This window comes from Bradyrhizobium sp. STM 3843 (assembly GCF_000239815.1).
In the GTDB taxonomy this organism is placed as follows: domain Bacteria; phylum Pseudomonadota; class Alphaproteobacteria; order Rhizobiales; family Xanthobacteraceae; genus Bradyrhizobium.
The window spans coordinates 1-23,798 of sequence record NZ_CAFK01000268.1 but is presented as its reverse complement, the minus strand read 5'-3'; the positions used below and the strand labels follow the sequence as shown (position 1 = coordinate 23,798).

Genomic DNA, 23,798 nt, shown 5'->3' with positions numbered 1-23,798 from the left:
GCCTTAGCTCTGCGTGGACAGCTGTCGTCTCAATTCGGCCACCAGCCGCGTCGTCTGGAACGGCTTCGAGAGCAGGGGTACGGCGGAAAATTCCGGCGGACATTGATCGACCAGATATCCGGTCACGCCGATGAAGGGGACGTGGGCGGCCGCCAGCATGCTGGCGATGGGAGCCGACGTCTCGCGCCCGAGATTGACATCGAGAATCGCCAGGTCGCAGCCGTGCTGTTCGAACAGCGTCAACGCCTTGGCCACGCTCGGTGCGACGCCGACCACCGCAAAGCCGGCATGCTCCAATTCGACGGCAAGATCGAAGCCGATCAGCGGATCGTCCTCGACGATCAGGATACGGGCTCTGTCATTGGCGCGCATCGGGCCTGCCACGGCTGACACGCTCCAATTGACAGGCGATCTGCCAACGCAGTCCCTCCGGCGGGAACAGGACATCCACCGTGGCGTCCAGGCTCAGCCTGACCATGTCGGAGATGACCCTGCTGCCGAAGCCGGAGCGGGCAGGCGGCGACACGGTGGGGCCTCCCGTCTCGATCCAGCTCATGCGGAACGTACCGCCCTCGCTCGCCCAGCTCACGTCGATGCGGCCATGATCATCCGAGAGCGCGCCATATTTGGCGGCGTTGGTCGCAAGCTCATGAACGGCCATGCCGATCGATTGCGCGGCTTCCGGGGGCAGCTCGATATAGGGGCCCGTGATCGAAATTCGGCTTCCGATGAAATCGCTGAAGCTGCGCAGCTGCGAGCGGATCAGGTCGGTCAGGGGAATAAAGCGCCAATCGTTCTGGATCAGAAGATCCTGGTTGCTTGCGATCGCCTGCAGACGTTCGAGGAAGCGCTCTAGGTCGAGCTGCTGACCATGGCGCGTCATCTGCCTTGCGATCGCCTGCACCAGCGACAGCAGGTTCTTGCTGCGATGATTGACCTCGGCAAGCAGCACGTGAAGCTGCTGCTTGGTCTGCCGCGTTTCGGTGATGTCGCGGACGATCTTGGATGCGCCGACGATGCGCCCGGCCGAATCCCGCACCGGTGACACGGTGACGGAGACATCGATCGGCGTGCCGTCTTTCTTGACACGAACGGTCTCGAAACTGTCGATCACCTCTCCGGCCACGACGGTGGCAAGGATGCGGTCCTCTTCGATCTGACGCTCCGGCGGAATGATGCGGCGGATCGACTCGTTCAGCATCTCGGCTTCCGAATAGCCGAAGATGCGCTCGGCGCTCCTGTTCCAGCTGGTCACGACGCCTTCCAGCGTTTTGCTGACGACCCCGTCCGAGGAGGAGGCAACGATGGCCGCCAGCATCGCCGCGCTTCGTTCGGCCTGCTTGGCCCGACTGATGTCGCGAATGATGCTGGAGATCCCGATGATCTCGCCGGCGGGCGCGTAAATCGGCGAGAGCGTGATTGCGACCTCGATCGGCCGGCCGTCCTTGGTCAGCCGGACCGTCTCCAAAATCTCGATGGAGTCCCCGGCCGCGATGCGTTCACGAAGCGCTTTCTCTTCCGCCAGCAATTCACGCGGAACCATGTCGAAAACGGATCGTCCGACCATGTCGGTTGCAGAGCCGCCGAACAGGCGTTCGCAGGCTGCGTTCCAGCTCTTGATCTCGCCATCCAAAGAGGTGCCGAGGATGGCATCGGCGGACGCGTTCACGATGGCAGCCAGATAGGCCGCGGATTGGTCGGGGAGGGATAGTGCGGACGGGGCGCCGGTCTTACCGTGCACGTCGCAGGCTCCTTGGTGGATCAGAGAACGAAGCGGATCCCGCTACCACGAGTAACGACTCATTTGTACTCAAATGCAAGGCGCTGCGTCCCGTCTGCTGTTGTTCATCGTTAATTTTCGGCAGCGAGCGTCGGCTGGTTACTCCGATTCCGTCGGTCGTTTGCTGGCGCGAAATCACGGGCAGGCGCCGGCCGCCTCCCGTGAACTGACACCAAACGCATTGGGAGCCGCAAGGTTCCGTGGAACAGGAGATTTGGTGCACAACCACCCGGTGACGATTGGGCCCCGGTTGCTCGGCTTAGTTCTTCAACGACATGATATAGGCGGCAAGGTCGGCGGCGTCTTGTCGGCTGAGCGGTACATTCGACATGGTCGCGTGCGGTAGCAACAGAAACGCGGTCAGCGTCTCGAGATTCACAGTGTCCTTGGTCGCGATCGCGACAAAGGGCGGAGCGCGGCGGAACTTGGTCGGTTTGTCGGCGACGGCGTGACACGCGGCGCACCAGCGCTCGGCGAGCCGCAACCCGTGATCAAGGTCCTGAGCCGTCGCTACTCCGTTCAGGGCAAGCGAGGCGATCACCGCGAGAGCCGCCACTGGCTTGGACGTCGCGCTCACAGCGGCTGATCGTCGTCGGTTGACGGCTCCTCCTGCAGCGAGACGAGGTCGCCGCCGCCGAAATCCTCCTCCGGCGGCGGGTAGACCCACATGTAGTCGCGGACGTCCTTGATGCCGGCCACGCTCTTGGCCGCGACCACCGCCGCCTGCCGTTCCTTGGCGTCGCGGACCGCACCATTCAGCGAGGCGATGCTGTCGCGCACCACGACATTGACGCGCCGGATCGAGCAGGCCGCCCGGTCCAGTGCATCGAGAATCCGGCCGCGCAGGATGTCGTCGCTCGGTGTCGGGCCGGGAAGCTCGGTGGCAAGATCCGTGATGGCCTGGACGAAGTCGCGATAGCTCACGATGCCGACCAGCCGATCGCCGCTGACCACAGGCAGGCGCTTGACGTGCTTTCTTTCCATCAATCCGACGATTTCGGGCAGCGTCGCATTCTCGCTCACGGTCACCGGATCCGGTGTCATGATTTCGCAGACGGCCCGGCCGTGGGAGCGGATGAAATCGGCATTGATGCGTCCACGCCCGACCAGCAGGCCGAGCCAGCGGCCGCGCTTGCGCGCGGTGCCGATTTCGGCGCGTCGGATGAAATCGCCGTCGGTGACGATGCCGACCAGCTTTCCCCCTGTATCCACCACCGGCAGCGCGCCGATGTGATTGCGCAGCATGACCTTGGCCGCTTCCACGATCGGAGTCCCGGGCGTGACCGTGATGACCGATCGGCTCATGATCTGATGGGCACGCATTTGGCCACTCTCATCTCGGCTGATTGATGGGACGTCATCGATAGCGAATGCCGCCTCGCCTGGCTTGACGGGGATCAAGCCAGGCAGGTTTAACCTGCGTATGCTGCAATGCAGTTGTGATCGATGTGCTTATACGATCCGCGAGGTCTTGTTGCCCCAGTAACGGTCGCGCAGCAGGCGCTTGTAAAGCTTGCCGGTGGGCAGCCGCGGCAGCTCCTTCTCGAAATCGATCGAGCGCGGCACCTTCTGTCGCGCCAGCGACTGGCGGCAGAAGGCGATCAACTCCTCCTCCAGCGCGGGGCCGGGCATGATGCCCTCCATCGGCTGGATCACCGCCTTCACCTCCTCGCCGAGATCGGCATTGGGCACGCCGAACACCGCGGCATCGGCGACCTTGGGATGGGTGATCAGCAGGTTCTCGCATTCCTGCGGATAGATGTTCACCCCGCCGGAAATGATCATGAAGGTGGCGCGGTCGGTGAGATAGAGATAGCCGTCGGCATCGACATAACCGACATCGCCGACCGTGCTCATGTTGCCGTCGGGCGAGCGCGCCTCCTGGGTGCGTTCGCGGTCGTTGAAATATTCGAACGCCGAGCCGGACTTGAACCACACGGTGCCCGCCGTGCCGGTCGCGCATTCCTGCATGTTGGCGTCGAGAATATGCAGTTCGCCGAACAGAACCTTGCCGACCGTGCCGCGATGCGCCAGCCACTGCTCGCTGTCGCAGGCAGTGAAGCCTAGGCCTTCGGTCGCGCCGTAATATTCGTGGATGATCGGCCCCCACCATTTGATCATCTCGTCCTTGACCTGCACCGGGCAGGGCGCGGCGGCGTGGATCGCGACCTCGAGCGAGGAAATATCGTATCGTGTGCGCACCTCCTCCGGCAGCTTCAGCATGCGCGAGAACATCGTCGGCACCAGCTGGCTGTGCGTGATGCCCCATTGCTCGATCAGCTGCAGATAGCGCTCGGGATCGAAGCTCTCCATGATGATGGCGGTGCCGCCCATGCGAATCGTGAGATTGACCGCTGCCTGGGGCGCCGAGTGATAGAGCGGTGCCGGCGACAGATAGATCATGCCCTCGCGATAGCGCCACAGCTTCTCGAGAAAATCGAACAGCGGCAGCTGCTGCGCCGGCGGCTGCTCCGGGAGCGGACGCAGGATGCCCTTGGGCCGGCCCGTCGTGCCGGAGGAGTACAGCATCGCGGTGCCGATGCACTCGTCGGGAAGCGGCGTCTTCGGCAGTCCGGCGACGGCCTCGTCCAACCCAACGATGCGCTCGCTCTCGCCCGGGCCATCGGCAACCACGCAGAGCTCGACGTTGGGGGCTTCCTTCAATGCCTCGCGCGCGACGTCGAGCTTTGCGACTGACGTGACCAGCAGCCGCGACTGGCTGTTGTTGAGGATATAAGCGAGCTCGCCCGGGGTGAGAAACGAGTTCACGCAGGTGAAATAGAGCCCGGAGCGCTCACCGGCGCCACAAGCCTCGAGATAGCGGCTGTTGTTCTCCATGAAGATTGCATAGTGATCGAGCCGCTTGAGCCCGCGATTGCGAAACAGATGCGCCAGTCGGTTGCTACGGGCTTCCAGCTCGCGATAGGTCACGGCTTCGCCTGACGATGCCATGATGAAAGCGGGCTGCAGCGGGCGCAGGCGGGCATGTTTGCCGGTATACATCGTTCCTCCCGAGGGTGCCGGCCGTGAGCTGGGAGGAGCGGCGACGAGGATGCGACCAAATGGCGCAAACGCAAGCCACGCGTTCTCGCCGATGCCTCGGTCCGGACCAATTGTCAGACGCGAAGCCTTTCCTCCTTGCACGCGCTGTCCTCCCGGGACGGCTCGTTCTTGGTTTGCCGACAAGTCTAGCCAACTGGAACCCGACGCTCAACTGAAGGCTCAACTATTGGCCGACAGGGAAGGGATGGGCGGCGCCGGGGTTATGCCGTAACATCGGAAGCGCGTTCACAACAGAACGGCGTTCAGAACAAGAATGGCTGGGAGAAAACTGATGAAATCGAGCTTGTTGGCCTTTGTCGCGGTCGGAGCCCTTTTTATGGCCGCGCCTGCATCGGCTCAGGTCAAGATCGGCATCCTCAACGACCAATCCGGCGTCTATGCCGACTATGGCGGCAAATATTCGGTCGAGGCCGCGAAGATGGCGATCGAGGATTTCGGCGGCGAAGTTTTGGGCCAGAAGGTCGAGATGGTCACCGCCGACCACCAGAACAAGCCCGATCTCGCCACCTCGATCGCGCGGCGCTGGTATGACACCGAAGGTGTCGACATGATCACGGAGCTGACGACCTCCTCGGTCGCGCTCGCCGTGCAGGAATTGTCCGCGGAGAAGAAAAAGATCGACATTGTCGTGGGCGCCGCGACCTCGCGCATCACCGGGGATGCCTGCACGCCCTACGGCTTCCATTGGTCCTTCGACACCCACGCGCTCGCGGTGGGCACGGGCGGTGCGCTGGTCGAGGCGGGCGGCGACAGCTGGTTCTTCCTGACCGCCGATTATGCCTTCGGCTACGCGCTGGAGAAGGACACCAGCGACATCGTCAAGGCCAAGGGCGGCAAGGTGCTGGGCTCGGTGCGCATCCCGCTCAATTCCTCCGATTTCTCGTCCTTCCTGCTGCAGGCGCAGAGCTCGAAGGCCAAGATCATCGGGCTCGCCAATGCCGGCCTCGACACCACCAATTCGATCAAGCAGGCGGCCGAGTTCGGCATCGTCAAGGGCGGCCAGAAGCTCGCAGGTCTCCTGATGACGCTCGCCGAAGTGAATGGTCTTGGGCTCGATGCGGCCCAGGGCCTGATCCTCACCGAAGGCTTCTATTGGGACCATGACGACAAGGCCCGCGCCTTTTCGGAGCGCTTCTTCAAGCGCACCGGCCGGATGCCGAGCATGATCCATGCCGGCACCTATTCGGCGACGTTGTCCTATCTGAAGGCGGTCAAGGCCGCCGGGACCAAGGACTCGGATGCGGTCGTTGCCAAGCTCAAGGAGCTGCCGGTCGACGATGCGTTCGCGCAAGGCAAGGTGCTGGCCAACGGCCGCATGGTGCACGACATGTATCTGTTCGAGGTCAAGGCGCCGTCCGAGTCGAAGAAGCCGTGGGATTACTACAAGCTGATCTCGACCGTGCCGGGCGACAAGGCGTTCTTCTCCGCCAAGGAGAGCGGCTGCCCGCTCACGAAGTGATCTCGCAAACCAACCGGTGTCGCCCCGGCGAAAGCCGGGGCCCATACCGCGTGATCTGCCTTGAGGCAGGCTGGGCGTTGAACGTTCGCGCAACCAACACAGGCCGATTGTGATGCGTCCCGGCCCGAGGCCGGGATGACTGCGGAGGGCGGGCCGATCAGCCGTGCAGAATGCGCCAGATGATCGCGACCAGCGCGCCGAGCAGCAGCGCGAAACTCGCGGTCGCCTGGATCGCGAATCCGGGCCCCCGCTTGTTGGCGGCTTCCGCATAGGCGAACATGTAGAGCACGCGGCCCACGATCCAGACCAGCCCGATCAAGGCAGCGATCGCGTCGCTGACATAGATCGCAAACAGCCACAATCCCGGCAGGAAGATCGGCATCCATTCCAGCGTGTTCATCTGCACGCGGAAGACGCGCTCGAAATCGGCATTCCCGATGATCGCCGGCGCCTTGACGCCGAAGCGGCTGCGCGCCTGTGACACGCGGACGCTGGTGTAGAAATAGAGCAGGATGGCGAGAATGGTGACCAGTGCGGTGAAGTGATGCATGGCGTGCCTCCCCGTGAACGCGCGCTCTCAATATCCCGTCAGCTCGAGATAGCCTACCCCCTGATGACTTCCGGTGAAGCTGATCGGGCCCTCCCAATAAGGCACGCTGGTGGCCATCCAGGATCTTGGATTGAGCGGGGTGGTCGCGAGTCCGATCGACAGCGCCGGGATGTCCACGCGCCAGCTCACCGGAAGCTTGTGGCTGCCGATCTCCACGGTCTGTGTCGGCGTCATCACGATCCCATCCGGCCCCAGCGGGCGAGCCCGGCCGTCGGCGCCGATCCATGTGCCTGATGTGTAGTTGCCGCTCCTCTGACGCATCCGGTACAGCATCAGCTTCTCGCCGGAGGCGAAATGCAGCGCGAACCAGTCCCAGCCGCTCTGGTCGGAGGCGAGCGGCTGGCTGCTCCATTCGCGGTCGAGCCAGGCTGATCCTGAAACCTCGACCGAGTGGTCGTCGAAGCTGAGATGACCGCGCGCGCGATAGAACGGCTGGCTGTAATAGTATGACGCCTGGCCGTGCTCGGATTTCCTGCTGTAGCCATGATCGCCCTGCAGCACCACGGGACGATCCGCCTCGAGAGACAGCGCGTAGGCGAAGTTGGACGCGGACGCTGCGATCTCGATCGGCGCGAGCGACGCATCATCGGTACGATCCGAGCCCGCCATCTGCCAATCGTCGATCCAGGCCTGGAACGGCTTGTCCACCACGCCGGCCTGCCCGACGCCGCCGCGCGCGAATTTCTCCGCCGTGCGATGGCTGTCGGCGCGCGTCGCCGCCGCATGCGCCATCCAGAGCTGCTGATTGGCGAAGCCTTCGCCCTGCGGTCCCGGTCGCGCCGCCTGGCGGAACAACGTCCACTGCAGGCCATAGGCGTTGCCGGCGACGTCGGTCAGGTTCGCGGTCACGTACCACCATTCGATGCGGAAGTCGGGATGCGGCCCGTGATCGGCCGGGAAGACGAAGTCCTTGCCGGGCAGCACCTGCGCAAAGCCGTCGGCGTCCTCGCTCAAGCCCGCAAAGCCCTGTGCGCGGGCGGATCGCATCAGCCCAAGCAGCGCAGCCCCGCCGGCAAAGGCACGCCGTGTGATGATGGTGCGGCTAGCGCTCAATGGTGAACACCCTGACCAGATCGGCCGGCTGCATGCGCGCCAGCCGCAGCACCGGTAGCAAGGATGCGGCTACCGCCGCCAGCAGCGCCACGATCAGCAGCCGGATCAAGTGCAGCGGAAACACATCGAATGGCAGCCGCCAGCCGAACGCTTTCACATTGACGATCGCGATCAGGCACCAGGCCACCACGAGCCCGAGCGGCAACGCCAGGAGCGCCGTGATGGCAGCGACCGACAAGGTCTTCAACAGCTCGATCAGCGCAAGCCGCCGCCGCGTCAACCCGATCGCCCACAACGGTGCGAGCTGCGGCAGCCGCGCATTGGCGAGCGTCAGCAGGCTGGTCAACAGCGCCACGCCGGCGACGCCGAGCGTGAAGGCGTTCAGCGCGCCCGTCACCGCAAAGGTGCGATTGAAGATCTGCTTCGATTCCCGCTTGATGCTGGCTTGGTCGACGACATTGCGGCCATCGAGGCCGAACTGATTGGACAACGCAGCGATCAAGGTCGGCACATTGGCCGGATCGGTGCGCACCGCCATCCGCGTCAGCGGCGTCGCCGGGAAGCGGCGGGTCAATGCCGCCACGTTCACCGCGATCTGCCCCTTGGGATTGCCATAGTCGGCATAGATGCCGACGATCTCGACGTCCCAGTCGCCGCCGGGGGCAGGGATATCGATGTAGTCGCCGACCGACAGATTGAGCCGGCGCGACAATTGCTCGCTGATGAAGCCGGCATCGCCGGGCACCAGCCGCTTCCATGCATCGGGAGCCGATTGCAGCAGCGGCCAATGGTCGCGATAGGTCGCGTGATCCGGCAGGCCGAGAACATCGACCGGCGCGCCGGCCAATTGCGTCTCGGCACGGCCGCCCGGCAGCACCGCCTCCACCTCGGGACGTGCCCGCAGCCAGCTCTGGATCGCACGCGCCTGGGCCTCATCGGCGGCGCTGACATAGATGTCGGCGGCGAGCCGGCCATCGAGCCAGACCAGGAATGTCCGGTTGAAGGTCTCGACCATGGTCGAGACACCGACATTGACTGCGAGCGCAAGCAGCAGCGCCATCAGCGCCAGCGACAATCCCGAGATTTGCTGCCGGCCGTCGGCCCAGAACCATTGCACCAGCGCCTGCCGCGCGCCGCGCTCGCCCAGCCGCAACGCGAATTCCAGGATGGAGGGCAACAGCAGCGCCGCGCCGAGCATCAGGGCCGCGAGCACACCGAAGCCGGCGAGCAACGACTGACCGAGCCATAACAGCAGGGCCGCGACCGCGAAGAAAGCGAGCGCCAGCGCGCTCTGCAGCTTCAGCCAGCGCCGCTGGGCGTCCTGCCAGGCATAGGCCTGGGCTGAGCTGAGGATCGGCAGCCGCAGCGCCTTGATCAGGCTGGTCGCGGCGGCTGCGAGCGCGCCGATGATGCTGATCACAAGCCCCGCGAGCCACCATTCCGGCTGCAGGCTCAATTCGCCCGGCACCTGCGCGCCATAGAGTCCGCGCAATGATGCGGCGACGTTCGGCAGCAGCGCCGCGGCAATGACATAGCCGCAGACCAGGCCGGCGAGACCGGCGGCCAGCGCGAGCACGACGAGCTCGGCAACCAGCACCGTGTTCAGCTGCCGCGCGGAGACGCCGCAGGCACGCAGGGTTCGCAGCATCGGCAGCCGCTGCTCGAAGGCAAGGCCGACGGCGGAGTTGACGATGAAGAGCCCGACCACGAACGACAACAAGCCGAAGGCCGTGAGGTTGAGGTGGAAGCTGTCGGTGAGCCGCTCCAGATCCGTCTCGGCATCGGGTTCGACCTGCATCAGCCGGTCGCCGGCGACCTGCTGCAGCGGCTTGCGCGGTCCATGGCTGTTGCCGACCAGGAGCCGCGAGATTTGATCTGATTTGCCGAGCAGCTGTTGCGCGGCGCCGATGTCGACCACCAGCACGCCAGGGGCGAGCTGCGGCTGCAGCTTGAGCGGCGGCAGCGTGGCATCATTGCTGAGCCGCGGCGTGTCTCCCTGCTTCAATTCGAGATCGGCCAATGTTTCGGGCGCGACCAGGGTCTGTCCCGGTGCAGTCAGGAAGGCTTCCAGATCAGTGCGGCCGAGAGTCGGCGCGTTGCCGACCTCGACCGGCAGCGAGATCGGCTCGATGCCGAGCAGCCGGGCCGAATGACCGTCGATCTGCACGCGCCCTTCGACGACCGGCGACACCGGCCAGCCGGCGCGGCGCAATTCGGCGAACAGCGCCTGCGGAAACGCCTTGCCGTCGCGCGCGACCAGCATCGGCGTGCGCGCGCCGCCAAAGATTGCTGCCGCGCGATCATAGGACTGGCGTGCCTGCTGGTTCAGGGCCTGCACGCCGCTCCACAGCGCTGTCGCCGAGATCAGCCCGATCAGCAGCGTGGCAAGCTGCATCGGATGGCGCCGCCAATGGCTGAGCAGGACAGCGAGGATCCAGAGCACGCGCCTCATGCCACGCGTCCGGCGTGGAGCGTGACTTGCCGGTCGAGCATCGCCGACAGCCGCATGCTGTGCGTCACCATCAGAAAGCCGCAGCCAGTGCGCCTGACCAGGTCGCCGGTCAGCGTCATCACCTCGTCGGCCGTCGTTTCGTCCAGATTGCCGGTCGGCTCGTCGGCGAGCAGCAACAGCGGCTTCACCGCCAAGGCGCGGCCAATGGCGACGCGCTGCTGCTGGCCGCCGGACAGCTGTTCGGGATAGCGCTGCAGGACGGCGGCAAGGCCGAGACGCTCCACCAATTCGGCGTGCCAGGCCGGATCATGCCGGCCGGCCAGCCGGGCTTGAAAGCTGAGATTGTCGGAGACCGACAGACTCGGCACCAGGTTGAATTGCTGAAACACCAGCCCAAGACGCTCGCGCCGCAGCGCCGCTCGCTCGGCATCATCCAGCGCGCCGATCGAGGCTCCTTCGAGCTTGATGTCGCCGCTATCGGCCGCATCGAGGCCCGCAATGAGGTGCAACAGCGTGCTCTTGCCGGAGCCGGACTCACCGGTGAGCGCCACGCGCTCGCCGCTGGCGACGTCGAGGTCGACGCCGCGCAGCACGCTGATCGGCTCACCGGCCGACCGATAGGTCTTGAACAGGTTTCGAACGCTTAACACGACCAACTGCCATTTTGCGTCACGGCATATAGCAAGGCTCACGTGCAAGATCACGGTCTCGTTTGCACAGCAGCGCGCGGATCTCCGGTATCGTGTGGGGGGCCGGCAACCCGCGGGGTTGCGCCGGCTTGAGTCGCGCGGCTAGCATGTCGTCATGCCCGGCCAACAGGGCGAATGAAGTACGACGGGAAGGAACATATGGCCGCAGCCACACGGATGCAGACGCCCAGGGAAACTCCGAAGGGCGCCTGGACCATTACATGTCTCTTGTTTCTGTTCATGGTGGTTAACTTCGCCGACAAGATCGTGGTGGGGCTCGCCGGCGTGCCGATCATGACCGATCTCGAGCTCACCCCCGAGAAGTTCGGCCTGCTCGGGTCTTCGTTCTTTTTCCTGTTCTCGATCTCCGCAATTGCGGTCGGCTTTCTGGTCAATCGCATCGCAACGCGATGGGTCCTGCTGGTGCTGGCGCTGATCTGGGCGCTGGCGCAGCTACCAATGGTCGGCGCGGCCGGCTTCACGACCTTGCTGATCTGCCGTGTCATTCTCGGCGCCGGAGAAGGTCCGGCTGCCTCGGTCGCAATCCACGCCATCTACAAATGGTTCCCGGACGAGAAGCGCGCGCTGCCGACTGCCATCCTGACGCAAGGGTCGGCCTTCGGCGTGATCATCGCGGTGCCCGCCTTGAACTTCATCATTGTCCGTTATGGCTGGCATTATGCCTTTGGCGCGCTCGGGGTGGTCGGGCTGGCGTGGGTTGCCGCCTGGTTCGTGCTCGGCAAGGAAGGCCCCCTGGCCGGGATCGAAGCGGTTGCGACGCGCGAGGTCCGTGTGCCTTACGCACGGCTCCTGCTGTCGCGCACCTTCATCGGCTGCATCGCCGCGGCCTTCAGCGCCTATTGGGCGCTGTCGCTCGGACTGACCTGGTTCACGTCCTTTCTCATCAAGGGCCTCGGCTTCAGCCAGGAGCAGGCCGGCATCATCTCAGTGCTGCCGTGGATCTTCGGTGCGACCGTCGTCATTACCGCCGGCTTGCTGTCACAGATGCTGATGGCGCGCGGCTATTCGACGCGCATCGCCCGCGGCGTGCTCGGAGCTGCGCCGCTTGTTGTGGGCGGACTGCTGATGGCGCTGGTGCCTTATGGCGGCACGGCCGCTGTTCAGATTGCCCTGATCGTGGTCGGCTCCGGTCTGTCCGGAGCGATCTACGTGGTCTGTCCGCTCATGATCGGCGAGTTCACGCCGGTCGCACAGCGCGGAGCTGCGATCTCGATCTACGGCGCGGTCTACACTCTGGCCGGCATCATCGCGCCGAACGTGATGGGCAGAGTGGTGCAGGGCGCCGCCAATGCGCTCGACGGCTTTCTGCTTGGCTTCCAGGTCAATGCGGTGGTCCTGGTGATCTCGGGCCTGCTCGGCCTCGCGCTGCTCTGGCCCGACACCGAGCGCGCGCGCCTGCAGGCGGCTCGGGAGGCAACAGCGCCGGAGTTTGCGTGAGATCTGGAACTCCGCGTGACGTCGGCCATGCCATAACTTCGCGTCGTCACCCGCGAAGGCGGGTGACCCAGTAGTCCACCGCCATTAGATGCTAATCACTACCCTCTCGGCGTACTGGATGCCCCGCCTGCGCGGGGCATGACGACGTTGTCTATGCAAGCCAAGCGCGCTAGCAGTTCACTGCACGCTCGCCTGCGCGCCCCTGATCAGCCGTCCCGGCCGTGCGCCGGTGACCTCGCCATTCCGCCGTGTCACCACGCCGGAGACAATCGTCGCCTCGTAACCATCGACGTGCTGCATCAGGCGGCGGCCGCCGACCGGCAGGTCGTAGTGTACCTTGGGCGGATGCAGGTGCAGCCGGTCATAGTCGATCACATTGACGTCGGCCTTGTAGCCGGCGGCGATCAGGCCGCGCTCGTTGAGCCCGACCGAGAGTGCGGTCTTGCGGGATTGCGCGGCGACCACGAACGGGACCGACAGCCTGTCGCCGCGCTTGCGGTCGCGGGTCCAATGCGTCAGCAGATAGGTTGGAAAGCTCGCATCGCAGATGATGCCGCAATGCGCGCCGCCGTCGCTCAGGCCCGGCACCGCGCTCGGATCGCGCAGCATCTCATAGGTCGCATCGAGATTGCCGTCCGCGTAGTTGAGGAACGGCACGTAGAGCATGCCGCGGCCGTCGTCCGACAGCATCGCGTCGTAGGCGAGCTCTTCGGGCCGGCAGCCTCTCGCGCGCGCCTGCGCGCCGAGCGCGTTCTCCGGCGGCTGCTCATAGTCCGGCGGATCGCCGAGCAGATACATCTTGTCGTAGTTCGGCCGGAAGAACAGCGGGTCGTCGGTCGCCGTCGCCTGCTCGCTCAGGATCGCCGCGCGCAGCTCGGGCCGGCGCATTTGCGCGACCCGCTCGGCCAGCGGCAGATGGGCGATTGCCCTGTAGCTCGGATGGGTCTGCAGCGGGTTGCGTGACAGCTCCAGCCCGAGCAGCAATCCGACTGGTCGCGCTGCGATCTGGGTCGTGACGGAGAGGCCACCCGCGGCGGCCGCGTTGATCTCGGCGAGGGTCTGCCGCCAGCGCTCAGGCGCGCGGTCGTTCTGCGTCACCGAGAAAGAAATCGGACAACGCGTTCTCTCCGCGACCCGCAGCATCATCGGCAGATCTTCGTGGATGGTGGAAATGTCGAGCACGAATTGCAGCACGCTGCGGCCTGCGCTCTGCATCGCGCCGGCGATCGCCGTCAGTTCGTCCTCGCCGGCCTTGAGCGTCGGGGTGTAGTCGCCGGTCGAGGTGCGATGATTGAGCGTGCGCGAGGTGGAAAATCCCAGCGCGCCGGCGCGCACGGCCTCGCTCGCCAGCGCCGCCATCGTGCGGTTGTCATCCGCCGTTGCGGGATCGCGCCGCGCGCCGCGTTCGCCCATCACATAGACCCGCAGCGCCGCATGCGGCAGCTGCGCGCCGATATCCATGTCGAAGTCACGCTCGGACAGCCAGTTCAGGTACTCAGGAAAGCTTTCCCAGGCCCAGGGTATCCCTGCCGACAGCACCGGCTCGGGGATGTCCTCGACGCCCTCCATCAGCTGGATCAGCCGCTGATGATCGACCGGGCGGCAGGGCGCGAAGCCGACGCCGCAATTGCCCATGATCGCCGTGGTCACGCCGTTCTGTGACGACGGCGAGATCTCATGGCTCCAGGTCACCTGGCCGTCGTAATGCGTGTGCACGTCGACGAAGCCGGGCGTGACCAGCTTGCCCTTGGCATCTATTTCTTCGCGGCCCTTCGCCTGAACTTTGCCGACCTCAGTGATGCGCCCGCCGCTCATGGCGACGTCTGCTTCGTAGAGCGCGCGACCTGTTCCATCCGCAATCGTGCCGCCGCGGATCACGAGATCTGGTTGAGCGGTCATGGCGTTCTTCCCCGGATGTTGTTGTTATCGGGATATCATCGGCTGATGCGGAATGATGTCAACCTGCCGCAAGAGACAGCAGCGTTGCGCGGCGAAGCAGCTCGCGCCGAGATCAACTCCGAGCGTCGCGCGAAGATCAGAGAGATGCCTGTGGCTGCGCCCTCTCCCCTGTGGGAGAAGGCATGTCAGATGGAGCAGCGGCCTCGGTCGGGCGAAGGGTATGCCTCCACGCGCGTCGTTTGCGGAGAGAGACCCCTCACGCAACCAAGTGCGTCGACGGGCCGGTCCTACAGGAGACTACGCCTTCGCCTTCTTCGGCTCGGTGAAGAACGCCAGCACGATTGTCAGCACCATGAACACGACGGAGGCGCCGAACACCCAGCGCGGCGCGTTCATGTCCATGATCCAGCCGAACAGCAGCGGGCTCACGACGCCTGCGAAATTGAAGCCGGTGGAGACGATGCCGAAGGCGCGCCCTGCGGCGCCCGCAGGCGCGGCGTTGCGAACCAGCATGTCGCGGGAGGGCGCGATCACGCCGCTGAGGAAGCCGGCCAGCAGCATCACGGCAGTGAGAAGGACGGTCGGCAAAGTAAGGAACGTGATCGCCAGCACCAGCACCGTGTTGATGGCGTAGGCCACGGCTGCCACCAGGTTATGATGGCGAATCCGATCCGCGAGATATCCGCCGGCGAGAACGCCGACGGCGCTGGCGCCGAGGAAGGCGGTCAGCGCGACGTTGGCGCTCGAGAAGGAGATGCCATAGCCGCTCATCAGCGCGACCACGCCGAAGCTCGAGATGCCGGAATTGGAGAGGCTGAGCAGCATGAAGAAGAAGGTGAGCAGGATCAGCAGCGGGGTCAGCAGGTTCGGCTGCTTGGCCTTGATACCATCGGCGTGATGCGGATGCGGCGGGACCTCCGGCACATTGCCCAGCAGCAACAACAGCGCGGTCACGGGACCGACCAGGCCCGCGACGATCAGAGCGGCGAAGCCGCCGACGGTGGCGACGAGTGCCGCCATGATCGCCGGCGCCACCGCACTGCCGAGATAGCCCGAGAAGGTGTGCACGCCGAAGGCGCGCCCCATCCGCTGTTCTTCCATGTGCGCCGAGAGCAGCGCGTAGTCGGACGGATGATAGACGGCGTTGGCGAGGCCAAGCAGCACGGCTGCGACGATGAGGCTCGCGTAGCTCAGATAGAGACCGAGGGCTACGAGCGACAGGCCACCCAGCGTCAGGCCAAGCAACAGGATCCGGCGGGCGCCGGCGTGGTCGACCAGATAGCCGACGGGGGCCTGGGTCAACGCCGACACCACCGCGAACAGGGTCAACGGCAAGCCCAGCTCGACATAGCCGACACCGAGCTGTTCCTTGAGGAACGGGAACAGCATCGGCAACACCAGCATGTGGAAATGGCTGACCCAATGCGCGAGCGAGACCAGCACCAGCGTGCGCACTGACGACGCTGCCTTGGTCGGGAGCTCGGTCTGTTGCGATGCGGCGAGGACGTCAGCCATGAACTCTTCCGTTTCCTTCCTGGCGCATGGAACTCTGGTCTGTGCTCCCGCAATATGGGCGCGCGGCGCTGGGCGGCGCTGGAATGGTCCTGCGCGACAACAAGCCACAGTATCGACCATAGCCGTTCATTGTCCATGAATCCGGGCGCATGGCACGTGCGCGTGGCAGGGGCTGTTGCCTGCGGCGTCTGCACATTGGGTATTTTCGCTGCTGCCGGTCCCCAGGGCAGGACTCGGCTTGAGGTGCATGCTGCCTCAGCAAAAATGGTGTCGTCCCCGCGAACGCGGGGACCCATGACCACAAGCATTTGTGTGGAGACGCGCTGTGGCTCCAGCGCGCCCGCGCAGGACCGGCGGTGTTTATGGATCCCGGGTCGCGCTCGCTGTGCTGGCTTGCCCGGGACGACAGCGGAAGAGGTCGCGCGTACCCATCATCCCCCGCAGCATTCCCGCAGCGCTGGATCAGGCGAGTCCGGCCACCACCGGCCCGCCGGCTTTCTTCCAGGCATCCAGTCCGCCTTCGATATGGGCGGCATTGGCGAGCCCGGCCTCTTGCGCAGCGTTCACCGCCATCGCGGAGCGTTCGCCATAGGCGCAGAAGAACACGATGCGCCGGCCGGTGGCGGCGGCCACCTCGCGCAGCATGCCGCCGGGTCTGAGACTGTCCTCGATGGCCGGATAGGGCGCGTGCAGCGCGCCCGACAGGGTGCCGTGCTTGGCGCGTTCGCTGGCCTCGCGCAGATCCACCAGCAGCACGTCCGGCCTGCCCAGGCATTCGATCGCCTGGCGCGCCGACAGCGATAGCCCCTGCTTGGCCAACTCTTCCTGATGCAGCCCGACCCGCATATTCGCAGGCACCGCCACGTCCATCATCTTCGGATTGGGCAGCTTCAGATTCGCCATCAAGCTCACGTAGTCGTCGACTGAGCGGACCTGCAGGCGCGGATTGTAGCGGCGCTCCTCGCCGATGGTGGAGACGGTGTCCCCCTTGTAGTCGTGGGCGGGATAGACCAGCGTTTCGTCGGGCAGCCGCAACAGCCGATTGAAGATCGAGTCATATTGCGCCCGCGCGTCGCCGTTCTGGAAATCGGTGCGCCCGGTGCCGCGGATCAGCAGCGTGTCTCCGGTGAAGACGCGGTCGCCTGTCAGGAAGCTGTAGGAATCATCGGTGTGGCCCGGGGTGTACATCACGTCGAGGCTGAGGCCTTCGATTCCGATTCTGTCGCCATCCGCGACCCGCATCGCCACCACGTCGGCCTTGGTCTGCTCGCCCATGATGGTGACGCAATGGGTGCGGTCGCGCAAAGCACCGAGGCCGGTGACATGATCGGCGTGCAGATGGGTGTCGACGGCCTTGACCAGCTTCAGGTCGAGCTCGCGCAACAGCTGGCAGTAGCGATCGACCTTCTCCAGCACGGGATCGATGATCAGCGCCTCGCCGCCCGTGCGGCTCGCCAGGACGTAGCTATACGTGCCGGAGACGCTGTCGAACAATTGGCGGAAGATCATCGGCGTATCCTCGCAATTTGGACCGAGGGCCTCGTGATGCAAGGCATCGTCCGGAGACGGAGCGGTCGCGCCTGATCTCCACGAGGGGCCAGGACGTTCGCTGGGAGGACCTTCGTCCCTGTGGAGCCAGACAGGCGAAAAGGACTGCGGCGAGCTGGCAGAACAGCTCGTTTATACTCCTATTCTAGCTGAAGATGGAATAATATTCTGCTGAAGACCCGTGGTCCTACACAGCGGCATTGTTGCAGCGGTCATGTTTAAAGCTGATCGGCGCTGACCCCGTCAGGACGGATCGGCTAGTCCCGGATTGCCGTCGACACCGCTCAGGACGACGCTGTGCGCGCTGATCGAGGGCGCGGCCGACCGGAGATGGCTTGCGACCACCTCCCACACCGGTTTGCCGGTCTGCGCGTTCATCGAGGCCCAGCCCGCGACTTTGTAGCGCCGGTTGGCTTCGAGCGCTTGGCCACCGGTCCGCTTGAGATCCGAGATGCGGCGGCCGATCGCCTCTGACGGAGCGCAGCGATAGGTCAGCCCGCCGACCCGCACCATGTCGCCGCCCTGCTGCAGATAAGGGTCGGCGTTGAAGAGGTTATCGCAGACATCCTCCAGCACATCCTTGATCTCGCTCCCCGTCATCTCCTGGACGTAGGTTTCGGGATAGGTGATGGCGGTCTGCGCCAGGAGGTCCTCTATGGTCACGGACTGGCCGGCGAGCATGGTGGGGCCCCAGCGGAAGCCGGGCGAGAATGCGATTTCCGCATCGAGCTCGTTGCGCAAGGCGTCGCAGATCAATTCGTCCGTCGAGCCTTCGAAATTGCCGCGACGGTAGAGCAGACGCTCGGCGGTGGCGACCTTGTCGCTCCAGACGGCCACCTGCGGCTGCTGCAATTGATCGATCAGCGCCTGCATCGCCGGATCCGGCTTCAGGAGCTCGGAATAGACCGGCAGCAGTCTATAGCGTACGTCGGCAATATGGCCCTTGGCGATCTCGAGATCGAGCACGGCCAGAAACTTGCCGTTCGAACCCGCATTGGTGACCAGCGTGGTGCCGTTGGCATTCTTGACGACGACCGGCTGCGGCACCGCATCATGCGTGTGGCCACCGAGGATGACATCGATGCCGGTCACGCGGCTGGCAAGCTTGAGGTCGACATCCATGCCGTTGTGCGACAGCAGCACCACCGCATCGGCCTTCTCCTTGCGCAGCTCACCGACCAGCGCCTGCAGCTCCTCCTCGTGGATGCCGAAGGTCCAGTCCGGCGTGAAGCGTTTGGGATGCGCGATCGGAACGTAGGGAAACGCCTGGCCGATCACGGCGATGCGAAACCCGCCGATTTCCTTGATCGTCGCAGGCTTGAACACGCGGCGCGAGACCGGGTCGAACGCCTTGGCGTCGTTGAAGGCGGCTTCCTCGGTCAGGAACACATTCTGCGCCAGGAACTCGCCCTTGAAGCGGGCGAGGTTGTCGCGCAGGGCCGCCTCGCCATAGGTGAACTCCCAATGCCCGGTCATCGCCTCGATGCCGAGCAGATTGGCGGCCTCGACCATGTCGGTGCCCTGCATGGTGTTGGCGAGCCCGCTGCCCTGCCAGAGATCGCCGCCATCGACGAGCAGCGAGCGATGCTCGCCGACATCGCCGCGCAATTTGTCGACCAGGGTCTTCAGATGCGCGAAGCCGCCGAGCCGGCCGAAGCGCGGCGCCGATTTCTCGAACTCGAACGAGGTGAAGGCGTAGGCCTCGGCGCTATCAGGGCGGATGCCGTAGCGATCGAGGAAGGCGCGTTCGACCAGATGCGGCGGCTGGCCCCACATCGCACCGATGCCGATATTGACGCTGGGCTCGCGGAAATAGACCGGCCTCAGCTGCGCATGCGTGTCGGTGAGATGCAGGATGCGGACATTGCCGAAGCGTTCGAGATCGTAGAGGCTGACCGTCTCGGCCGCGCGCGAGCTGCGCAGCAACGCCGGCGTTGCAAGCGCGGCGCCCGCAAGTTTCAAAAAATCCCGGCGCCGAACACTCATCGCCTTGCATCCGTAGCTCTGGCCAACCTAACGGATCTCCATCGCCTTCCAGCGCTGTTTCTCGGAGGTCGCCTGGAAGATCGAGGCCTTGGCCAACGCTTCCGCGTCCTGGGCCGACTTGACGGCCTCATCGAAATTGCCGGCCTCGGCCGCCTTCTTTGCGGTGGCAAGCGCGGCTTCCGTCGTCGTCCATTGGTTGCGCAGGCGTCCGGCTTCCTTCTCGGCAGCGTCGGCCGCGGCAAACGCCGTCTTGAAATCGGCTTCCGAGCTGGCGCACGCGGCGCTACCCGCGGCAAGCAGGATGGCGGTGACGATGATCGCCTTCATGGCCGCACTCATGGTCTTGCTCCCGGTCCCGAGATCGGCAGGCCGTTCGAGACGTAGGAGAGATAATATTCGAGGTCGCGATATTCCTCGGATTGCGGCTCCAGCGGCACGCCGCGGATCTGGCTGTTGCAGGTCGTGAAGCGGCGGCTGATCGTGCCCATGCCGCTCCATTCGGAGCGGTAGATCGGCATCGCATTCAGGATGCCGAGCGCCGGCGCCAGGATCTCGGCGCGGATGCGCTCGCCGGGATTCTGGACGTGACAGCTCGCGCAGGAGAAATTGAGCTGGCCGCGGCGGGTGTAGAAGTACTCCTTGCCCCTCTCATAGGCCTCGAGCGCGCGCGGATCGTCAGGGATCTTGATGTCGAACGGCTTGCCGCGCGAGGTGTAGGCCATGTAGGCCGTGAGCGCGGCCATCTCGTCCTTGACGTAGGAATAGGGCGCCTCGCCATTGGCTTCGCGGCAGCGGTTGAGCGCGAGCTCGAGCGTGACGACCTTGCCTTCCTTGTCGTCGAAATAAGGATAGGTCTGGCGGATGCCGATGCCGCCATTGGCAAAGCAATCCGCATAGGTCTTGCCGTTCTTGAACGGCTTCTCGAACATCTCCTTGCCGGCCTCGAGCGCGAACTCATAGGGCGGAAACTGCTCCTTCTCCTCCCACTGCTTCCGCATGTCCTCGTTCATCGAATACGGCCCGTTGACGAAGTCCTCGAACTTCACCTGCGGAAATTTCTTGCGGAAGAAATCCTGGAACGCCTTTGCATCAGCCGCCGGATCCGGCTTCTCGGCGGCCGGCGCGGCGACGGCCGGCGCAACAAGCGCGAGCACAGCGGCGAGGAAGGAAAGGGCGGGGTGGATACGCATGTCTACTGGATCTTCGCGGTCAGGCTGTCGGTTGCGCCCTTGTTGTCGACCCAGCTCACCTTCAGATCGTCGCCCTTGGCGCCGCCCTTGAAGGCGAATTTCACGTAAGGGTCCTTGGAAACCGCGGTGCCCCAGTCGGCGAGGAACACGGTCTTGCCATTGTGCTCGAAGGTGAGCTGCTGGATGAAATGCGCCGGGATCAGCTCGCCCTTGGCGTCCTTGATCAGGCCGGTGTCCATCGGATGCTGGATCAGGGTCTGCACGTCCGTGACGTCGCCGTTCTGGATCGCGCGCACGCGGATGCTCGATGCCATTGTCTTGTCCCTAAGTCTTGTCCCTAAGCTCTTTGTTGGCGCATGCCCTGGTCGGAAAACCGGTTCCCACCTTTCCGTGGCATGCGCGTCCTAACCGCCGCAGCCGCCGACCGTGACCTTGACCTCTTTGGTCGCGCTGTAGAGCTTGCCGCCGGATTCGACCAGCGCAATCACATTCGAGGTCTTGGCCATCTTCAGCCGGTTCGCCACCGCCGGCACGGTGCCTTCGGGGATCTTGTACGATGCCGCCAGCGCGTTCGGATTCTCGCTGACGACGAAGGAGATCGAGGTGACGTCCGGCAGCGTCGTGGTAAGGGCGATCGGCACCACGCCGCCATTCTCGGCGATTTCGGGCGCATCGAGCTTGATCTTGTCGGATGGCTCGTGCTCCCGACCGTACAGCGCCTTGATCGCCTCGGCCGCGCCCTTCAGCCTGAAGGCGTCCTCCGGATAGGGGTCGTTGGCGGCGAATGCGGGCGCAGCGCCGAATGCGGCGTGACCGAGGCCGATCAGCGTCACGGCGGCGACGCCTTTGAGGATCAGGCGGCGCGTCGCCAACTGTTCGGCGGAGCAGCCCAAACTGGCGGTCATCTCACATTTCTCCAAGGTGCGGATCTAGAGGGTCTGCAGGAAATCGACGATCGCGTTGATTTCCTGCTCGGTCAGAATGCGGTTGCGGCCGAACGGCGGCATCGCGGTCTGGGGGTTGCGTGTGGTCTCGTCGTTGAGGATCGCAACCAGCTCATTACGGTCGTAACGGAGCTTCAGATTCTCGAGCTTCGGCCCGATCGAGCCGGGCAGATCGCCGCCCTTGATCTGATGGCAGGTCAGGCAGTTGCCTTTGCTGCGATCGAAGGCGAGCCTCTGGCCCTCGCTGACCGCCGATTGCGCCTGCGCGACCGGCGCGGCAACCAGACAGAGCCCCAGCGCCAGGGCGGTTTTCGTGAACAAGCGTGAGGGCAAGGTGTGTTCCGGGCGTTCGCTGTACCGCAGTACTATAGGATTTCAGAAGCATAAACACTATCGGCTGACAATGCAGCAACGGGCTGGCGTCGGGCCGAGTTTCTCGATTTCGGCTCACGAGAGCTGAGTTTGAAGGAGATCATGATGGCGGAGTATGTGGTCGAGTTCGGCAAGGACGGCCGGCGGGTGGAACCCGACGGACGCCTGGATGCTGCGGCCTTTCACCGCAACCATCAGCCGATCTGGGCAGTGCTGGCGCGCCTTCTCGGCCAGGCGACCGGCGACGTGCTGGAGGCGGGTAGCGGCACCGGCCAGCACGTGGTCCATTTTGCCCGCTGCGGTCCCGGTATCATCTGGTGGCCCACCGACTACAACGAGCAGCACCTCAAGAGCATCGCGGCCTGGCGCGCGCATGCCGGCCTGCCGAACATCCGGCCGCCGCGGCAGATCGATCTCTCCGATTCCGCTTGGTGGACAAAACTGCAGGCCGATGGCGGTCCGGCGGCGCTGCGTGCCGTGTTCTGTGCCAATGTGATCCACATCGCGCCATGGGCCGTGGCCGAGGGGCTGTTTGCCGGTAGCGCCCAGGCGTTGCAGCCGGACGGGCTGCTCCTGCTCTACGGCCCGTTCAAGCGCGACGGCAAGCACACGGCGCTCAGCAACGCGGTGTTCGACACCTCGTTGCGCGAGAGTCATCCGGACTGGGGCGTGCGCGATATCGCCGATCTCGTCGCCCTCGCCGCACGCGTCGGGCTCGAATTGCGTGAGACCGTCGACATGCCCGCCAACAACATGATCCTGGTGTTCGGGCGGAGCGAGGGGAGGGCAGCCGCGGATTGACGTGGCTCAAGTCCCTCGGCGCGTTCGAGTGAAATACATAACCCAGATGAGCTCAGCCCACCACGCTCCCCCAAACGAGCCATGCTGCATGGCCCGCATCCGTTCGGGCCGGTTGCCGGGACCGTGCCTTCTCCTCATAAGAGGGACTTAAAGAGCGAGCGGCCTCGCGTGGACCGAGAGATGACCGAGTTGACGGCAGATGGCGAGATCACCGACGACGCGCGGGCGCGGCGCAATGTGGCGCGGCTCGCCGCGGCGCAGGCGCTGACCGGTGCCAATTCGGCGGTGATTTTTGCAACCGGGGCCATCGTCGGCGCCACCATCGCGCCCGATCGCGCCTTCGCCACGGTGCCGATCTCGATGTATGTGGTCGGCCTCGCGGTCGGCACCTTGCCGACTGGCGCGATTGCACGGCGCTTCGGCCGCCGCACCGCGTTCATCATCGGCACCGGCTTCGGCGCCGTCACCGGCCTGCTCGGCTCGCTCGCCATCCTGCGTGGCTCGTTCGCGCTGTTCTGCGCTGCAACCTTCCTCGGTGGCCTCTATGGTGCGGTGGCGCAGTCCTATCGGTTTGCCGCCGCCGACGGCGCCAGCGAGACGTTCCGGCCCAAGGCGGTGTCATGGGTAATGGCGGGCGGCATCTTCGCAGGGCTGCTGGGCCCGCAGCTGGTGCAATGGACCATGGGCGTCTGGCAGCCTTACACGTTCGCCTTCAGCTATTTGGCGCAGGCGGTGATCGCGCTGGTCGCGATGGCGATCGTGGCAGGTGTGGATCTGCCGAAGCCTGCACCGGCCGATCTGCATGGCGGCCGGCCGCTGCTCGACATCATCAGGCAGCCGCGCTTCATCGCGGCCGCCTTGTGCGGCACTATCGCCTATCCCGTCATGAACCTGGTGATGACCTCGGCGCCGCTTGCGATGCAGATGTGCGGGCTCACCGTGGCCGATTCCAATTTCGGCCTGCAATGGCACATTGTCG

22 protein-coding genes are annotated in these 23,798 nt (G+C 64.9%); 4 read left to right on the top strand and 18 right to left on the bottom strand.

Annotation, left to right across the window (positions count from 1 at the left end):
- Positions 1 to 3: 3 nt before the first annotated feature.
- From BRAS3843_RS27555 to BRAS3843_RS27535, 5 genes are all read right to left on the bottom strand, one after another.
- Positions 4 to 384 (bottom strand): response regulator, encoded by a 381-nt coding sequence (locus BRAS3843_RS27555; protein WP_008972407.1) that lies wholly within the window; start codon positions 382 to 384, stop codon positions 4 to 6.
- Positions 359 to 1,741 (bottom strand): PAS domain S-box protein, encoded by a 1,383-nt coding sequence (locus tag BRAS3843_RS27550; protein ID WP_008972406.1) that lies wholly within the window; start codon positions 1,739 to 1,741, stop codon positions 359 to 361. The genes BRAS3843_RS27555 and BRAS3843_RS27550 overlap by 26 nt, the downstream gene beginning before the upstream one ends.
- Positions 1,742 to 2,039: 298 nt before the next feature.
- Positions 2,040 to 2,357, bottom strand: coding sequence for a c-type cytochrome (locus BRAS3843_RS27545; RefSeq protein ID WP_008972405.1), 318 nt, complete (start codon positions 2,355 to 2,357; stop codon positions 2,040 to 2,042).
- A complete protein-coding gene (locus BRAS3843_RS27540) occupies positions 2,354 to 3,103 on the bottom strand; it encodes a CBS domain-containing protein (RefSeq protein WP_008972404.1) in 750 nt (249 codons plus the stop codon). Before BRAS3843_RS27540 ends, BRAS3843_RS27545 begins: the two co-directional genes overlap by 4 nt.
- Before the next feature lie 129 nt (positions 3,104 to 3,232).
- A complete protein-coding gene (locus tag BRAS3843_RS27535; RefSeq protein ID WP_008972403.1) occupies positions 3,233 to 4,783 on the bottom strand; it encodes an AMP-binding protein in 1,551 nt (516 codons plus the stop codon).
- Between the two features lie 331 nt (positions 4,784 to 5,114).
- On the opposite strand from BRAS3843_RS27535, the gene BRAS3843_RS27530 reads away from it, so the two are divergent.
- A complete protein-coding gene (locus BRAS3843_RS27530) occupies positions 5,115 to 6,302 on the top strand; it encodes an ABC transporter substrate-binding protein (protein WP_008972402.1) in 1,188 nt (395 codons plus the stop codon).
- Between the two features lie 157 nt (positions 6,303 to 6,459).
- Here BRAS3843_RS27530 and BRAS3843_RS27525 read toward each other — a convergent pair whose 3' ends face one another.
- From BRAS3843_RS27525 to BRAS3843_RS27510, 4 genes are read right to left on the bottom strand one after another with little or no spacing between them, the layout of a single operon-like run.
- Positions 6,460 to 6,852, bottom strand: coding sequence for an MAPEG family protein (locus BRAS3843_RS27525; protein WP_008972401.1), 393 nt, complete (start codon positions 6,850 to 6,852; stop codon positions 6,460 to 6,462).
- Between the two features lie 27 nt (positions 6,853 to 6,879).
- Positions 6,880 to 7,965, bottom strand: coding sequence for a lipocalin-like domain-containing protein (locus BRAS3843_RS27520; RefSeq protein ID WP_008972400.1), 1,086 nt, complete (start codon positions 7,963 to 7,965; stop codon positions 6,880 to 6,882).
- Positions 7,955 to 10,417: an ABC transporter permease gene (locus BRAS3843_RS27515; RefSeq protein WP_008972399.1), complete on the bottom strand. Its 2,463-nt coding sequence runs from the start codon at positions 10,415 to 10,417 to the stop codon at positions 7,955 to 7,957. Before BRAS3843_RS27515 ends, BRAS3843_RS27520 begins: the two co-directional genes overlap by 11 nt.
- On the bottom strand, positions 10,414 to 11,067 hold the full coding sequence (locus tag BRAS3843_RS27510) for an ABC transporter ATP-binding protein (protein ID WP_035982972.1): 654 nt from the start codon (positions 11,065 to 11,067) through the stop codon (positions 10,414 to 10,416). Before BRAS3843_RS27510 ends, BRAS3843_RS27515 begins: the two co-directional genes overlap by 4 nt.
- A 198-nt stretch (positions 11,068 to 11,265) precedes the next feature.
- On the opposite strand from BRAS3843_RS27510, the gene BRAS3843_RS27505 reads away from it, so the two are divergent.
- Positions 11,266 to 12,564: an MFS transporter gene (locus BRAS3843_RS27505; protein ID WP_008972397.1), complete on the top strand. Its 1,299-nt coding sequence runs from the start codon at positions 11,266 to 11,268 to the stop codon at positions 12,562 to 12,564.
- 177 nt (positions 12,565 to 12,741) lie between these two features.
- Here BRAS3843_RS27505 and BRAS3843_RS27500 read toward each other — a convergent pair whose 3' ends face one another.
- The 9 genes from BRAS3843_RS27500 to soxX all read right to left on the bottom strand — a co-directional run bounded on the left by BRAS3843_RS27500 (position 12,742) and on the right by soxX (position 21,967).
- Complete coding sequence (locus tag BRAS3843_RS27500) at positions 12,742 to 14,463, bottom strand: amidohydrolase family protein (RefSeq protein ID WP_008972396.1); 1,722 nt, start codon at positions 14,461 to 14,463, stop codon at positions 12,742 to 12,744.
- A 297-nt stretch (positions 14,464 to 14,760) separates the two neighbouring features.
- Positions 14,761 to 15,978 carry an MFS transporter gene (locus BRAS3843_RS27495; protein WP_008972395.1) on the bottom strand — a complete coding sequence of 406 codons (1,218 nt, stop codon included), beginning with the start codon at positions 15,976 to 15,978 and terminating at the stop codon, positions 14,761 to 14,763.
- Between the two features lie 462 nt (positions 15,979 to 16,440).
- Entirely contained in the window at positions 16,441 to 17,487 is a 1,047-nt protein-coding gene (locus BRAS3843_RS27490) for an MBL fold metallo-hydrolase (protein WP_008972394.1), read from the bottom strand.
- 282 nt (positions 17,488 to 17,769) lie between these two features.
- On the bottom strand, positions 17,770 to 19,512 hold the full coding sequence (gene soxB / locus BRAS3843_RS27485; protein ID WP_008972393.1) for a thiosulfohydrolase SoxB: 1,743 nt from the start codon (positions 19,510 to 19,512) through the stop codon (positions 17,770 to 17,772).
- Between the two features lie 27 nt (positions 19,513 to 19,539).
- On the bottom strand, positions 19,540 to 19,851 hold the full coding sequence (locus BRAS3843_RS27480; protein ID WP_008972392.1) for a hypothetical protein: 312 nt from the start codon (positions 19,849 to 19,851) through the stop codon (positions 19,540 to 19,542).
- Positions 19,848 to 20,702, bottom strand: a complete 855-nt coding sequence (gene soxA / locus BRAS3843_RS27475; RefSeq protein WP_008972391.1) for a sulfur oxidation c-type cytochrome SoxA — start codon at positions 20,700 to 20,702, stop codon at positions 19,848 to 19,850. The genes BRAS3843_RS27480 and soxA overlap by 4 nt, the downstream gene beginning before the upstream one ends.
- 2 nt (positions 20,703 to 20,704) lie before the next feature.
- On the bottom strand, positions 20,705 to 21,016 hold the full coding sequence (soxZ, locus tag BRAS3843_RS27470) for a thiosulfate oxidation carrier complex protein SoxZ (RefSeq protein ID WP_008972390.1): 312 nt from the start codon (positions 21,014 to 21,016) through the stop codon (positions 20,705 to 20,707).
- Between the two features lie 90 nt (positions 21,017 to 21,106).
- On the bottom strand, positions 21,107 to 21,607 hold the full coding sequence (gene soxY / locus BRAS3843_RS27465; protein WP_008972389.1) for a thiosulfate oxidation carrier protein SoxY: 501 nt from the start codon (positions 21,605 to 21,607) through the stop codon (positions 21,107 to 21,109).
- A 24-nt stretch (positions 21,608 to 21,631) separates the two neighbouring features.
- Positions 21,632 to 21,967, bottom strand: coding sequence for a sulfur oxidation c-type cytochrome SoxX (soxX, locus tag BRAS3843_RS27460; protein ID WP_035982968.1), 336 nt, complete (start codon positions 21,965 to 21,967; stop codon positions 21,632 to 21,634).
- 156 nt (positions 21,968 to 22,123) lie between these two features.
- Here soxX and BRAS3843_RS27455 point away from each other — a divergent pair, with 156 nt between their 5' ends.
- Positions 22,124 to 22,819: a DUF938 domain-containing protein gene (locus BRAS3843_RS27455; RefSeq protein WP_008972387.1), complete on the top strand. Its 696-nt coding sequence runs from the start codon at positions 22,124 to 22,126 to the stop codon at positions 22,817 to 22,819.
- Positions 22,820 to 22,999: 180 nt separating this feature from the next.
- A partial coding sequence (locus BRAS3843_RS27450) for an MFS transporter (protein ID WP_035982969.1) occupies positions 23,000 to 23,798 on the top strand: 799 nt, incomplete at its 3' end.

Bases quoted from the DNA above. Each gene is read 5' to 3' on its own strand.
- BRAS3843_RS27480 (WP_008972392.1), bottom strand. From the start codon at position 19,851: ATGAGTGCGGCCATGAAGGCGATCATCGTCACCGCCATCCTGCTTGCC.
- soxY (WP_008972389.1), bottom strand. From the start codon at position 21,607: ATGACCGCCAGTTTGGGCTGCTCCGCCGAACAGTTGGCGACGCGCCGC.
- soxB (WP_008972393.1), bottom strand. From the start codon at position 19,512: ATGAGTGTTCGGCGCCGGGATTTTTTGAAACTTGCGGGCGCCGCGCTT.
- BRAS3843_RS27490 (WP_008972394.1), bottom strand. From the start codon at position 17,487: ATGATCTTCCGCCAATTGTTCGACAGCGTCTCCGGCACGTATAGCTAC.
- BRAS3843_RS27530 (WP_008972402.1), top strand. From the start codon at position 5,115: ATGAAATCGAGCTTGTTGGCCTTTGTCGCGGTCGGAGCCCTTTTTATG.
- BRAS3843_RS27515 (WP_008972399.1), bottom strand. From the start codon at position 10,417: ATGAGGCGCGTGCTCTGGATCCTCGCTGTCCTGCTCAGCCATTGGCGG.
- soxA (WP_008972391.1), bottom strand. From the start codon at position 20,702: ATGCGTATCCACCCCGCCCTTTCCTTCCTCGCCGCTGTGCTCGCGCTT.
- BRAS3843_RS27495 (WP_008972395.1), bottom strand. From the start codon at position 15,978: ATGGCTGACGTCCTCGCCGCATCGCAACAGACCGAGCTCCCGACCAAG.
- BRAS3843_RS27535 (WP_008972403.1), bottom strand. From the start codon at position 4,783: ATGTATACCGGCAAACATGCCCGCCTGCGCCCGCTGCAGCCCGCTTTC.
- BRAS3843_RS27525 (WP_008972401.1), bottom strand. From the start codon at position 6,852: ATGCATCACTTCACCGCACTGGTCACCATTCTCGCCATCCTGCTCTAT.
- soxZ (WP_008972390.1), bottom strand. From the start codon at position 21,016: ATGGCATCGAGCATCCGCGTGCGCGCGATCCAGAACGGCGACGTCACG.
- BRAS3843_RS27505 (WP_008972397.1), top strand. From the start codon at position 11,266: ATGGCCGCAGCCACACGGATGCAGACGCCCAGGGAAACTCCGAAGGGC.
- BRAS3843_RS27500 (WP_008972396.1), bottom strand. From the start codon at position 14,463: ATGACCGCTCAACCAGATCTCGTGATCCGCGGCGGCACGATTGCGGAT.
- BRAS3843_RS27540 (WP_008972404.1), bottom strand. From the start codon at position 3,103: ATGCGTGCCCATCAGATCATGAGCCGATCGGTCATCACGGTCACGCCC.
- BRAS3843_RS27455 (WP_008972387.1), top strand. From the start codon at position 22,124: ATGGCGGAGTATGTGGTCGAGTTCGGCAAGGACGGCCGGCGGGTGGAA.